Below are 12,961 nucleotides of genomic sequence, written 5' to 3'. Positions count from 1 at the left end.
TGAATAACCAACAGTTTTTTGGCGTTAAAACCAACAGAATTTATCAGATTTAAATAATAAAACTTTAAAAAATAAATACTTAAAATGTTGGCACAGTTGTTGCCATATTAGAGTGAACAAAACTCACCACTGTATGGAACATTTATGAGTACTTTTACGCATCGATATCTTTCTGCTTTTCGTGTCCTACAACAGGCATGTTGTTGTGCTATGACACTCGCGATGATGCGCGCTTAAATTCTAAAAGCTGTCTTCGAGTTTCGGTCGTGCATAAGTTGAATAAAACCTACGACCACTCAGATTAATTTTTAAAAAACCCACGCAGTACATTCACTTCATGCACCTTGCATGGGGTTGGGGGATTTTGCACTTTGGGAAAAATGTTAGTGAAACCAAATCATGAAAAAAACCACATTAACCGTTGCGGTCGGACTGATTTTATCCGCAACCAGTCAGCTGAGTTTTGCATCGGATGAAGCACTTCAGCAAGAACTGAGCAGCTTAAAACAACAAATTGAGAGTTTGCAAAAACGCTTAAATGCCGTGGAATCTGATGCGACGAAAAGCCAAGTCGTCGAAACAGCCGCTGTGACGACAGACGATACGACCAACGCCGCTGATGTTGAAGGTGAAACGCAGGTTTCAGAAGTGACCACAGCAACATCCGAAGATATCGACGGCTTACGTACAGATATTGAAAACTATAAGTACGATCAGTCACGTCAATATGAACGTCAAACCACCAAATCGACTCGTGATACAACCCTATATGGCACGGTTCAACTACGTGCCAGTGCGCTCGATGAAACGGGTGTGTTGGGTGTAACCAAATCAACATTTGATATTGGGACTGCGCTAATTGGTGTGCGCGGGAATTTATTCCGGGATTATAACGAAGGCAAAAACCTCGATTATCAATTGTCCTTTGGTTATGGCAAACGCAATGATGGCACCAATAACAGTAACTTTAACTTACTAGATGCCTTTGTTCGCTATAACGCTTTTGCCACCAATGCGGGCCCCGAAACAACCAAACTCAACTTTACGCTCGGTCAGCAGTTATTGCCCTTTGGTCTAGATGTGCAGTCTCCTGAAGATTTGCGTCCAACCATTAGTACCGCTGCAGCTTCGACCTTTTTAGGACTGTTTAATCGTCAAAATGGATTTATCGTCCGTGGAGATGCCAAACCTTTTGTCGACTTTGCATCGAACTACCGTGCGCCGCTATTTGAGTATGCCTTAGGGGTAACCAATGGGAACGCCAGCAATAAGGCAGATGACAACAACGGCAAAGATTATATCGGTCGTGTGGCTTTTACCTTGCCAGTAGACTACGCCAGCATTTTCCGTGAGTTAAAGTTCGGTGCCTCTTATATCAAAGGCGAATCGAAAATTTCAGCCGGCGGAATCACTGACGATGCTGCAAAACGTGATCGTTTGGGTTTCGATATTTATTATAACCACGCCCCATTTGGTGTGACTTATGAATATGTGCAAGGGAAGACCGATTATGTCGACACCGTAGCCCAAGACATCAAAGAAGCCAAAGCGGAAGGGCATACTTTTACCGCTTTCTACACCTTGGGTGATCAGTTCTACAACAGTATTAAATCCAATGCCAAATTTGATGATTTCTGGCCGAAGTCAGTCCAAGGCTATTACCGTTTTGACCGCTATAACCCGAATAAAAACAACGCAAGCTATCTCGACACCGCGAGCGGTCGTATTGGTGAATATGACATTCACTCTTTGGGCTTAAACCTATTTTTTGCGCAAACCACAAAATTCCAATTACAGCTGAATCACTACCTGTTTGATGTCGAAACGGCAAATCAAAAAGACACCAATGAGCTGCAAGCTCAGGTTCAATACACCTTTTAATTCAGATATTTAAACCATTAAGGAACATTTAAAATGAAAATTATCTCTAAAAAAATCGCAGCCACTTTCTTGGCACTTTCAGCACTTGGTCTAAGCGTTCAATTGCATGCTGCTAATCCCAAAGAAATTCGTATTTCTGTATCAGGCGCGGGTGAGGGGGGTAAACCCAAAGTGGGCGGTAGTTTTGTAGCTACAGCACATTTACGAGGTGTGCTCGAACAAGAATTTAAAAAAGATGGCATTAAGGTAAATTGGCTGTTCTTCCCCGGAGCAGGCCCTGCAACCAATGAAGCTTTAGCCAATGGCAAAGTTGACTTTGCATTGCATGGTGATTTGCCCTCATTGGTTGGACGTTCAACGGGATTAAAAACCAAAGTCTTGTTTTCAACAGGGCGTTTTGGCCCAACTTATGTGGTGGTGCCTGCCGGCTCTAATGCCAAATCCTTTGCAGATCTAAAAGGCAAAAAATTCTCCGTCTTTAAAGGCACCAATGGTCAGATCGTCTTTAACCGTGTATTAGCAAAATACAATCTAACTGAGCGCGATTTACGAGTGATTTCGCAAGATGCATATTCGGCACGTACGGCCTTAGCGACTGGTGATATTGATGCCACGATTACTTCACCGTTTAGTTTGCAAGCGCGTGGTGTGGCGAAAACATTACTAGAAATTAAAGATCCCAAAGTTGCACCGATTGCGCACTTTTGGGTGACAGAAAGTTTTGAAAAACAATATCCAGAGGTGGTGCAACGTGTCGTGACGACACTGATTAAACAAGCGCAGTGGAGTTCTCAAGAAGCTAATCGTAGTGCGCAATATAAACTCTGGGCACAAAGTGGCATTCCGTTGGTGGATTATCAAAAAACATGGGATGGTTGGAATTTAAAAGACCGTACTACACCGCTACTAGACGAGTTCCATCGTTCACAAATTGATAGTGCTTTAAAAATTGCCAAAGACGCTCGCTTAATCCGTCGTGATGTAGATACCAAAACATGGTATGAGCCGAAGTATCTAAATAATGCCTTGAAAGAGCTGAAGTTAGAGGGTTACTGGCGCCAATTTAATGCTCAAGGTCAACCGAAGTAAGTCGCAGCCATGAGTCGTCCGATTGAAAGCAATGTAATTGCCAGTCCATTAACCACCAAATTTATGAGCAGTTTTGTGCTGCTCACGATTTTGGCTGGACTGGGTGTGGGTGTCGCACGGGTATTAATTTCCTTGTATGCCGTGCATTTAGAAGCCACCGAATTGCAATTGGGGTTAATTTCAGCAGCGCAAAATTTTGGCATTTTGATCATGGCATTGCCGATTGGCGTGTTGGTACAGCGCTTAGGGTCTTTGAAAATATTCTGCATCGGCAGTGTGTTGGGCGCTGTGGTCTATAGCTTAACGCCACTCAAAGCCGGTGCATGGTATCTCTTTGCGGTGACAGTCTTGGTGAGTTTTGTCTTACCCATGCGCTTTGTTTCGATCAATACCGTTTTTCTGAGCAATTTAAAGCGTTTAGGTCCAGCCCGTGCGGGTTGGTTTCGCGGTTCGCACATGATGGGCTATTTCCTGATTGCACCTGCGCTGAGCGTGTTGTTGATCGAGCATTTCGGCTATGGCGGAAGTTTTTATGTGGTGTCTTTGCTTTTTTTAGGCACCTTGCTGTTGGCTCCGTGGTGCTTTCAACGTAGCACTCCGCAAGCGACGAATCGCCCGCATTTTCACTGGCGGGATATTGTGGCGCCTTTGGCACTCATCAAAACCCATGCCTCACTGCGGATTGTCTGCATATTGGAATTTTTGAGCAGCGTGGCAAATAACTACTTTGGCTTTTTCATTGTGGTGATTGCTATCCAAAGTTTTGCACTTTCAGAACCAATGGCGGTGATGCTGCTGACCGTACAAGGCATCGTCTTTGTGGGATCGCTATTTAGCATGGGCGGTTTGGCTGAGCTGATGGGTTATCAAAAGTTTTATTTGATTGGCCTAAGCCTGATGGCAACGGCATTACTGATTTTAGCCTTAACCAAAATCACGCTGTTGATGTGGCCTGCTTCGATCATGTTTGGACTTGGACTCGGTATGTTGCATATCGCCAATTTTATGTCTTTCGCCCGAGTCGGTGAGCAAACCGCGATGGCAAAGATTTCTCCAATTTTAGCCCTCGTCGGACCTTCGGGTGGACTGTTGGGGGGCTTGATAGGCGCCGTATTTGGCGCACAGGTTGGACTACAAAATTTATTTTTACCGATCGGGCTGGTGTTTATTGGTCTGATTATTTTGATCAGCAAAGATCAGGAATTTATTCAATTTTTAAAACCTGATGTCTCAGAACAGAGCGTAAAAGGACAAGAATTATGAGCCTTACGGATGTATCTGCACATTCGGTTCCCTTGCAAAGTGACCGAAGTGCGTTGGATTTTTTTAAGACCTATTTAAAACTAACTTTGCAAGTGGCGTGTGGACTCCTGATGCCAGTTTTGTTGTTCGGTCTATGGTATGTGGCAACACTTAAACAGTGGTTGCCTGAGCAGATTTTACCTGCACCGAGTCTGGTGTGGCAAAGCACAGTCGAATTATGGCAAAGCGGTGAATTGAGTTTTCATTTTGCCATCAGTGCCAAACGTATTTTATGGAGTGTCTTGCTTGGTGCCAGTGTCGGGATTTTGCTTGGTACTGTGTTGGGATTAGCAAAGCGTAGTCGGGACTTTATTTTTCCGACGGTGAATCTTGTTGCGCAATTTCCCATAGTTGGCTGGATTCCATTATTGATGATTTTCTTAGGCATCGATGAGGCTTTGAAGATTGCCGCTATTTCATTGGCTGTGTTACCGCCGCTGTTGATTGCAACCTATAAGGGCATTACTCATGTGCCGAATAGTTTGATGGAAGTGGCAGAGGTTTACCAATACAGCAATTGGCAGAAACTCAAAGAAGTGATTTTCCCAGCTGCACTACCCAGTGTGATCAGTGGTTTACGTCAAGGCATTATGCAGGCGTGGTTGGCATTGGTTTTTGTCGAGTTATTAGCAAGTAGTGAAGGAATTGGTTATCTCATGGTGTGGGGACGTCAGCTAATGCAGATGGACTTGATTTTCATGGCGATCATTCTGATTGGTATTACGGGCTATGTCTTAGATACCTTGCTGGCTTGGTTAGAAAAAACTGCGCGCTTTCACGCAATCCGAGTAGGAGGGAACTCATGAGCATTCTTTCATTACACGGGGCAGCGCGCCAAGTCTTAGTTAAAGCAGCAAAAGCACTCGTTCTACCTGTGGCATTTATCGCACTGTGGGCAGTAGCCTCACAGCAAAATTGGGTTGATCCAAAGTTGATTCCTAGTCCATGGCTCGTGCTGCAAAAAGCAGTAACCGTGCTCCAACAACCGAGCTTTTTGACAGGCTTTGGCGAAAGTTTGGCGCGAAATTTTATCGGCTATGGCATAGGTGCGATAGCGGGTGTGTTATTTGGCATCTTAATCGCGAGTTCACGCCTTTCGAATTGGTTATTTGCACCGAGCTTTCATGTATTGCGTCAAATTTCGCTGTTTGCATGGTTGCCACTAATTTCGACCTTTTTAGGTGAGGGACATGGCGCCAAAGTGCTGTTTATTACCTTATCGGTGTTTTATCCCGTGGCGCTACACACCTTTGAAGGTGTGAGCAGTATTTCGCATAAATATCGTGAAGTGGCCGAAGTCTACCAATTTCCCAAGACATACGCGTTTCGTAAATTGATATTACCCGGTGCTTCGGCGCAGATTTTTGTCGGTTTACAACTTGGGCTGATTTTCGCATGGCTTGCCACCATCGGCTCTGAATTTTTATTGGCGAACTATGGCAATGGTCTGGGCAATATCGTGATTCAAGGGCGTCAGGCTTTTGATGTCGAACTGATTATTTTTGGCATGTTGCTGATAGGAATTGTGGGCGTGTCGCTCAATACGGTACTGACTTGGGTTGAGCGTAAAGTTTTAGCTTGGCAGCAGGTTGGATAGGAGAACATAACAATGAAAAAAATGACAATCCATAACATTCCTCCACTCTGGCGCAATATGTTCCTTGCAGCATTGGTCGGTGGCACAGCCTTGGTGGGTTGCAGCACACAGCGAGTGGATGAACCTCAGCAAGTGGCTTTAAAAGAACTACGCTATCAAAGCTATCCGGGACTGGTGTCATTACCTGAATTGGCACAAGACTTGGGCTATTTAGGCGACGTTAAACTCAGTTATGTCGGCACAGTACAAGGTGGGCCACAAGATTTACTCACCTTGGTGGCAGGAGATGTTGATTTCGCTGGCGCCTTTAATGGCGCTGTGGTGAAGGTCATCGCTGCGGGTCTAGATGTCGTCCCCGTAGTGGCTTCTTATGGCAGTGATGCTGAGCAAAACGTGGGTTTCTACGTGCTAGAAAATAGTTCTATTCGTAGCCCACGAGACTTTATTGGCAAGAAAGTCGCAGTGAATGCCTACGGGGCGCATTATGACTTTGTGGTGAAAGATTATTTGGCCCGTCATGGCTTAACTGAGGATGAAATCCGTCAAGTTGAGCTGATTATGTTGCCACCGGTGAGCTCAGAACAAGCCTTAAGGAATGGGCAAATTGATATTGCAGTGTTCTCTGGCATTTTGGAAAAACGGGCCTTAAAAAATGGTGGTGTACGCAGCATCTTTAAAGATATTGATTTATACGGCCCCTTTACCGCAGGGAGTTTTTCGATGCGCGGAGATTTTATTCAAGCGCATCCCGAGTTGGCTCGTACTTTTGTCAGTGGCGTGGCCAAAGCTCAAGAATGGCTACACAACACGCCGAAAGAGCAAATCATTGCCCGTATGGAAAGTATTATCGAAAAACGTCAACGCAATGAAAATACAGCACTGATTCCATATTACACAGGCACAGGTGTCCACGAAGTGGGTGGTGTGCAAAAAGATCAGGATTTTGCCCCATGGGTGAGTGCCTTAGAAAAAGAACACAAATTAAAACCGAATCAAATTGAGGTCAGTCGCATCTATAGCAATGAATTTAATCCCTATGCGAAAGACCAAAAATCAAAAGGAACATAACAATGACCAGTGCATTACATTTAGATCACGTGCGTAAGGTTTTTCCTGCACAGAACCATGTCGGCAGTAAAAACTATAAGCCTGAATTTGTTGCTGTAGAAAATGTTACTTTGGATATTCAGCCGGGTGAATTTGTTTCAATCGTGGGGCCAAGTGGCTGTGGAAAATCTACATTATTAGACTTAATTGCGGGTTTAACCAAACCGTCTGCAGGGCAGATTTTACTGAGTGGTAAGCAGATTACTCAACCGGGTTTAGACCGTGGCATTGTGTTTCAGCAATATGCGCTCTATCCATGGTTAACCGCACTGGAAAATATCGAATTTGGTCTAGAAGCCAAAGGCGTAGCAAAAAAAGAACGCCGTGAAAAAGCCGAATACTATTTGCAGCTTGTGGGTCTCAGTGGCTTTGAAAAGCATTATCCGAATGAGCTTTCCGGCGGGATGAAACAGCGGGTTGCGATTGCCCGAAGTTTGGCTTATGAACCAGAAATTTTATTAATGGATGAGCCCTTTGCTGCCCTAGATGCGCAAACCCGAGAAACCTTACAAGCCGAGCTGATCAATATCTGGAAAAGTTCGAAAAAAACCATTGTTTTTATTACTCACAGTATTGATGAAGCAATTTATCTGAGCCAGCGTGTGGCGATTATGACCTCAAGACCGGGGCGAATTAAGGAAGTGATTGAAATTCCGCAAAGCCTGCGCAGCTCCAGTGAAGATGTCCGTTCATTGCCTGAATATGGCCGAATTCGCCATAAAATTTGGTCATTGCTCAGTGAAGAAGTGATTAAAGCGCAAGCCCTCGAAAAACATAAACAGCTTGCACATAACTAAAATATTCAGAGGATTTATTTATGTCATCGACTAAACAAGCCATCAGTTATACGCAATCGTATAACGACATTAAACCCAGACTACAATTCACTTGGTTAAACACGGTCTTTAAACGCACCATTGCCATTGTAACTTTTTTATTGCTGTGGGAGATTCTGCCGCGGAGTGGTGTGGTCAATCCGGCTTTTTTACCGCCGTTATCTGTAGTATTGGAAACCACATGGCAGCTATATCAAAGCGGTCAATTAGGCATCCATTTTTTGGCCAGTATAAAGCGTTCCATTATTGGTTTCATTTTGGCCCTAGCGATCGCCATTCCTTTGGGTCTCATCATTGGTTGGTACAAGCTCGTGGCTGAAACCTTAAATCCCTTGTTAGAATTGTTTCGAAATACCACAGCATTGGCGTTGATGCCGCTGTTTATCTTATTTTTAGGCATTGGTGAAACCTCAAAAATCAGTCTGTTGGTCTACGCCTGCACATGGCCGATTTTGTTGAACACTATTACAGGCGTACAAACAGTCGATCCTTTACTGATTAAATCGGCACGAACCATGGGCCTAAAACCCTATCAATTGTTCCGAAAAGTGATTCTACCTGCATCCATACCCACGATTTTTGTCGGTATCCGTCTGGCAGGGGCGATTTCGATTTTGGCCTTAGTTGCAGTAGAAATGTTTGGTGCCAAAGCAGGTCTGGGATATCTGATTATTTATTCGCAGTTCAGCTTTGAAATTCCACAAATGTTTGTAGGCATATTAGTCATCACCCTCGTGGGTTTATCCTTTAACTATTTCTTGATTGGACTAGAAAAATACTTCACAGCGTGGAAACGCAACCCTGTGGAATAATCTAAATGAAATAGAAAAATAAATAAAAAACCTCGCTTTATACCGAGGTTTTTTATTACTGATTTTTTATATTTAAAATAATGCAATGAATAAAGAATAATGTAGATGAATATTTATGTATCAGTTTTTGGGATTATTATTTTAATGTGGAGTAAATAAAAATATGACTTATTTATAATAAGCCATATTTAATTAGGCGAGTGCGAATCACGTTCCTTGTCACTCCAAGCAAACGAGCCGTATGCACTTGATTGTATTGACAGTGCTGATACGCACTTCGGATAAATTTTTCTTCAATCAGCTCATTAATATTGTCATGCTTAAGTTGATTTGCGGCTTGAAAAATTTGTAAAAAGGTCTGCTCAAGTAACTGTCCAGCATCTTGAATATCTTTGATGTTGGCTACAGCAGAGGTGGCATTTTGTAAGTTAAAAGGTTCTGCACGCGAAAACGACGATGCACTTTGAATACTCGAAAAACTAATATCTTCTGGTTCAATCACACCTTTTTCACTGACTAAAATCGCATGTTGAATGGTATTTTCTAATTCGCGAATATTTCCCGGCCAGCTATGTAAATGGAGTTTCTTGAGCGCCAATGGGCTGAGGCGTAATGGTGTGTCATGTGGGTTGGTTTGATAGACCTGAATGAAGTGTTTAACCAAAGGCAAAATGTCACCACGACGTTCTGAGAGACGTGGAATGCGTAGCAACGCCACATGTAAGCGGTAGAATAAATCTTCCCTGAAACGCCCATCCTGTACGGCATGCTCTAAATCGACATTGGTTGCGGCTATGATTCGGACATTAATTGGAATGGATTTGAGTGAGCCGACTCGAACGATCTCTCTTTCTTGTAAAACACGGAGTAATTTGACTTGCATAGGCAAGGACAGATCACCAATTTCATCTAAAAATAAGGTGCCATTATGGGCTGCTTCAAACCAACCGATACGGCTATTAATTGCCCCTGTAAAGGCTCCTTTTTCATGTCCAAATAATTCGCTTTCGACTAATGATTCGGTAAAGGCACCACAGTTCACTGCGATAAATGGACCTTTGGCACGATGGCTCAATTGGTGGATTTGGCGTGCAACCAATTCTTTACCTGTGCCTGTATCACCAATGATGAGTGCATTGGCCTCACTTGGTGCAATTTGTTCAATTCGAGACAACAACGCTTGCGATAACGGGTCTGCAAAGACCGTCGCTGTTGCCCGTTTATGTTTCAGTGCAGAGGGCACTGCAGGGTGGGTCAAAATAGACATATCGTTTCTTATAGTTGTTGAAAATGCAGATCATGATGAAAGATTTAAAAATAAAAGATAAATAATAATTCGATATTTAAATATCAGTTTCACCGATAAATTCATGCGTGGATTATTTATCTGATTTTAAGATAAATAAAATCGGGATAACTAAAGGATAAATCAAGATATAGCAAGTGATTGAACTGTTTTATAGTAAAGCTCTCTAAATAACAAAAGGCATAATTAAAATGGCGATTACTTCAGTAAATGTGCGAAACCAATTCAAAGGCGTGATTAATGAAATCGTAGAAGGTCCTGTGGTTTCAGAAATTGATGTGGAAACCAAAGCAGGCTTTTTTACGTCCGTGATCACGACACGTTCGGTGAAGGATTTAGACTTAAAAGTAGGTTCAGAGGTGGTGGTGTTAATTAAATCGACGGAAGTGTCACTGGCTAAACTCTAAGGTTTAGTCCAGCAAAGTTTGTCAGCACAAATAGAGAATAATGATATGAGCGTAGAACAAGCTGGTTCGGTTTCTATTCAGCAGCTAACGAAACATTATCCCACACAAAAGCAAGAAGACTTAACCGTACTTAAGGACATTAACCTGAATATTCAGCCGGGTGAGTTCATTAGTATTGTGGGAAGTAGTGGCTGCGGAAAATCCACATTATTACGGTTGTTGGTTGGTCTAGAGCGTCAGTTTCAGGGCCAGATTTTGGTTGATGGTCAGCCTATACAGGGCACGAGTTTGGAACGTGGTATCGTGTTTCAAGATCATCGCCTGTTTCCATGGTTGACGGTACGGGAAAATGTACGGATTGCATTGCATAAAAGCCAGTTTAGCCGTGCAGAAGAAGATGTATTGATTGATGAACATTTAGAGTTGGTCAAATTAACCCAATTTAAAGATGCTTATCCTTCGCAGTTGTCTGGTGGGATGAATCAACGTGTGGCGATTGCCCGGAGTTTGGTGAATCGACCACAGATTTTGCTGCTCGATGAACCCTTTGGTGCACTTGATGCGTTGACGCGTCAAAATTTACAGGATGAATTACAGCGAATCTGGCAAAGTGAAAAAATCACCATGATCATTGTCACCCATGATGTCGAAGAAGCGGTATTTTTGGGTGATCGGGTGGTGGTCATGCAGCCACATCCGGGACGAATTAAACGTATTGTAGATATTCATTTAGCCCATCCGCGTAAACGCGAAGATGTCCGTCTGACCAATATTAAAAATGACATTTTGACTGACTTTAGTGATCCAGTAAAAGATCAGTTGCTTGAACCTTTATCTCACCGATTTGCCGATTATAGATTTGCATGGTAAGTCTGAATTGACCATCACCTAGACAATGTAAAAGCCCTGAATTCAGGCCTTTTTTTAGGCTTATCAAATATAGGTCAGTATGATCATCGCTTAAGTTGGATTAATATCAGTCCATAAAAATGCCCCAGTTGGGGCATTTGTTTTTCAGTTTTATTAAACGTTGGTTTATGAGGCTTGGGAGGTATGTCTTTTTTCTAAAACATATTGGTTTTCAGGTCGTTTTAAACCTAAGTTTTCTCGTAAGGTCTTGCCTTCATAAGCCGTTCGGAATAGACCGCGACGTTGCAGTTCAGGAACGATGAGATCGACAAAATCATTTAACCCCGCAGGTGTTGTTGGCGGTAGGACATTAAAACCATCGGCAGCGTCATTCTCAAACCATTCTTGCAGTTGATCTACGACTTGTTCAGGCGTGCCAATCAAGGTCCAATGTCCACGGGCTGAAGCGATATATTGATAGAGCTGACGAATACTAAAATTGTGCTTACGGGCAATATCAATCATCATTTGCTGACGACTGGAGAAATTAATGTCTGCATCTTCTATTTTCGGGAAAGGGGCATCTAGATCAAATTTGGCCAGATTAATGCCGCCTGCCAAAGCAGACAATAAACTTAAACCCACTTCTGGGTGAATTAAACTATTTAAAAAGTCATATTTTTCTTGGGCTTCTTGCTCTGTCTTGGCAACAAAAATCGAAACCCCCGGCATAATTTTCAGGTCATCTGCATGGCGGCCATATTTCACTAAGCGGTTTTTGACATCACGATAAAAGGCTTGCGCATCTGCTAAGTTCTGCTGTGCTGTAAAAATCACTTCGGCATATTTACCGGCTAGTTCACGACCATCTTCAGATTGCCCAGCTTGAACAATCACCGGATAGCCTTGCGGTGGGCGAGAGACGTTGAGAGCACCCAGTACCTGATAGTATTGGCCCTGATGATTGGGCTGATGTTGTTTGCGGGCATCAAAAAATTGCCCAGTTTCTTTGTTGTAATGGAAGGTATCATCCTCCCATGAGTCCCAAAGTTTTTGAGTCACCTCAATAAATTCATCGGCACGTTCATAACGCTCTTTGGGTTCAGGGTGCTGCTGAATGTTAAAGTTTTTTGCGGCATCGGCAGAGGCTGTCGTTACTACATTCCACGCAGCACGACCTTTAGAAATATGATCTAAAGAAGCGAATTTTCGCGCCAAAATGTAGGGGTCTTCATAAGTCGTGGACGCTGTGGCAATAAAGCCAATATTTTTCGTCACAGCAGACAGGGCTGCAAACAATGTGACGGGTTCAAAGCCGACGCCTTTATCGCCCAAACCTTTCTCACCTTCGACAGCAGAACTCCAACGGACAGACAGACCATCGGCAAGAAAGTAGGCATCAAATAGACCACGTTCTGCGGTTTTTGCCAGTTCAATTGCATAATCAATATTGAGATGATCTTGTGGGCGAGATTCAGGGTGGCGCCAACCCGCGACATGCTGTGAGGTGGTTGGAATAAAAGCCCCAAGCTTTATTTGACGTTTAGACATAAAAAATTTCTCATCCCAATTATTCTTAAAAGATAAAAGGTATAAGAACAAAATCTATGCCAAATCGTAATTGTTTGAAAATATGCAATTTTTAATTTTAATTGGTTCTAATTGTAGATAAATCAACAGGATATAAAGCTATATGTTGAAATATAAACAGCAGTTTAACAGCAAACTTTATGCATGAATCTGTACAAAATTCCCCATATTGAGATGCAAAGCTG

General features: G+C 43.0%; 12 protein-coding genes. 10 read left to right on the top strand and 2 right to left on the bottom strand.

Annotated features, from left to right (window positions below):
• Positions 1–399 precede the first annotated feature (399 nt).
• The 8 genes from FTV50_RS13515 to FTV50_RS13480 are packed head-to-tail and all read left to right on the top strand — an operon-like array spanning position 400 to position 8,624.
• Positions 400–1,881 (top strand): carbohydrate porin, encoded by a 1,482-nt coding sequence (locus FTV50_RS13515; protein ID WP_180024718.1) that lies wholly within the window; start codon positions 400–402, stop codon positions 1,879–1,881.
• A gap of 33 nt (positions 1,882–1,914) precedes the next feature.
• Positions 1,915–2,970, top strand: coding sequence for an ABC transporter substrate-binding protein (locus FTV50_RS13510; RefSeq protein ID WP_078194045.1), 1,056 nt, complete (start codon positions 1,915–1,917; stop codon positions 2,968–2,970).
• Positions 2,971–2,979: 9 nt separating this feature from the next.
• Entirely contained in the window at positions 2,980–4,233 is a 1,254-nt protein-coding gene (locus FTV50_RS13505) for an MFS transporter (protein WP_180024717.1), read from the top strand.
• Positions 4,230–5,078 (top strand): ABC transporter permease, encoded by an 849-nt coding sequence (locus FTV50_RS13500; protein WP_180024716.1) that lies wholly within the window; start codon positions 4,230–4,232, stop codon positions 5,076–5,078. Before FTV50_RS13505 ends, FTV50_RS13500 begins: the two co-directional genes overlap by 4 nt.
• Positions 5,075–5,869: an ABC transporter permease gene (locus FTV50_RS13495; RefSeq protein ID WP_180024715.1), complete on the top strand. Its 795-nt coding sequence runs from the start codon at positions 5,075–5,077 to the stop codon at positions 5,867–5,869. Before FTV50_RS13500 ends, FTV50_RS13495 begins: the two co-directional genes overlap by 4 nt.
• 12 nt (positions 5,870–5,881) lie before the next feature.
• Positions 5,882–6,937: an ABC transporter substrate-binding protein gene (locus tag FTV50_RS13490; protein WP_257223920.1), complete on the top strand. Its 1,056-nt coding sequence runs from the start codon at positions 5,882–5,884 to the stop codon at positions 6,935–6,937.
• A 2-nt stretch (positions 6,938–6,939) separates the two neighbouring features.
• A complete protein-coding gene (locus FTV50_RS13485; RefSeq protein WP_078191496.1) occupies positions 6,940–7,773 on the top strand; it encodes an ABC transporter ATP-binding protein in 834 nt (277 codons plus the stop codon).
• A 20-nt stretch (positions 7,774–7,793) separates the two neighbouring features.
• A complete protein-coding gene (locus FTV50_RS13480) occupies positions 7,794–8,624 on the top strand; it encodes an ABC transporter permease (protein WP_180024714.1) in 831 nt (276 codons plus the stop codon).
• Between the two features lie 172 nt (positions 8,625–8,796).
• Here the strand turns inward: FTV50_RS13480 and FTV50_RS13475 are convergent, their stop codons facing one another.
• Entirely contained in the window at positions 8,797–9,891 is a 1,095-nt protein-coding gene (locus FTV50_RS13475; RefSeq protein WP_180024713.1) for a sigma-54-dependent Fis family transcriptional regulator, read from the bottom strand.
• 230 nt (positions 9,892–10,121) lie between these two features.
• Between FTV50_RS13475 and FTV50_RS13470 the strand changes: the two genes are divergently transcribed.
• Entirely contained in the window at positions 10,122–10,337 is a 216-nt protein-coding gene (locus FTV50_RS13470; RefSeq protein WP_067765474.1) for a molybdopterin-binding protein, read from the top strand.
• A 45-nt stretch (positions 10,338–10,382) separates the two neighbouring features.
• Complete coding sequence (locus tag FTV50_RS13465; protein WP_180024712.1) at positions 10,383–11,207, top strand: ABC transporter ATP-binding protein; 825 nt, start codon at positions 10,383–10,385, stop codon at positions 11,205–11,207.
• 165 nt (positions 11,208–11,372) lie between these two features.
• Here FTV50_RS13465 and FTV50_RS13460 read toward each other — a convergent pair whose 3' ends face one another.
• Positions 11,373–12,737 (bottom strand): LLM class flavin-dependent oxidoreductase, encoded by a 1,365-nt coding sequence (locus tag FTV50_RS13460; protein WP_180024711.1) that lies wholly within the window; start codon positions 12,735–12,737, stop codon positions 11,373–11,375.
• Positions 12,738–12,961: the final 224 nt, after the last annotated feature.

It is taken from the genome of Acinetobacter sp. YH1901134 (genome assembly GCF_013416965.1).
GTDB lineage: Bacteria > Pseudomonadota > Gammaproteobacteria > Pseudomonadales > Moraxellaceae > Acinetobacter > Acinetobacter amyesii.
The sequence above is the reverse complement of the archived record's forward strand: the minus strand, read 5'-3'. Positions and strand labels throughout refer to the sequence as shown.

Excerpts from the sequence above, each read along its gene's own strand:
- FTV50_RS13515 (WP_180024718.1), top strand. The coding sequence starts at position 400 with ATGAAAAAAACCACATTAACCGTTGCGGTCGGACTGATTTTATCCGCA.
- FTV50_RS13510 (WP_078194045.1), top strand. The coding sequence starts at position 1,915 with ATGAAAATTATCTCTAAAAAAATCGCAGCCACTTTCTTGGCACTTTCA.
- FTV50_RS13505 (WP_180024717.1), top strand. The coding sequence starts at position 2,980 with ATGAGTCGTCCGATTGAAAGCAATGTAATTGCCAGTCCATTAACCACC.
- FTV50_RS13500 (WP_180024716.1), top strand. The coding sequence starts at position 4,230 with ATGAGCCTTACGGATGTATCTGCACATTCGGTTCCCTTGCAAAGTGAC.
- FTV50_RS13495 (WP_180024715.1), top strand. The coding sequence starts at position 5,075 with ATGAGCATTCTTTCATTACACGGGGCAGCGCGCCAAGTCTTAGTTAAA.
- FTV50_RS13490 (WP_257223920.1), top strand. The coding sequence starts at position 5,882 with ATGAAAAAAATGACAATCCATAACATTCCTCCACTCTGGCGCAATATG.
- FTV50_RS13485 (WP_078191496.1), top strand. The coding sequence starts at position 6,940 with ATGACCAGTGCATTACATTTAGATCACGTGCGTAAGGTTTTTCCTGCA.
- FTV50_RS13480 (WP_180024714.1), top strand. The coding sequence starts at position 7,794 with ATGTCATCGACTAAACAAGCCATCAGTTATACGCAATCGTATAACGAC.
- FTV50_RS13475 (WP_180024713.1), bottom strand. The coding sequence starts at position 9,891 with ATGTCTATTTTGACCCACCCTGCAGTGCCCTCTGCACTGAAACATAAA.
- FTV50_RS13470 (WP_067765474.1), top strand. The coding sequence starts at position 10,122 with ATGGCGATTACTTCAGTAAATGTGCGAAACCAATTCAAAGGCGTGATT.
- FTV50_RS13465 (WP_180024712.1), top strand. The coding sequence starts at position 10,383 with ATGAGCGTAGAACAAGCTGGTTCGGTTTCTATTCAGCAGCTAACGAAA.
- FTV50_RS13460 (WP_180024711.1), bottom strand. The coding sequence starts at position 12,737 with ATGTCTAAACGTCAAATAAAGCTTGGGGCTTTTATTCCAACCACCTCA.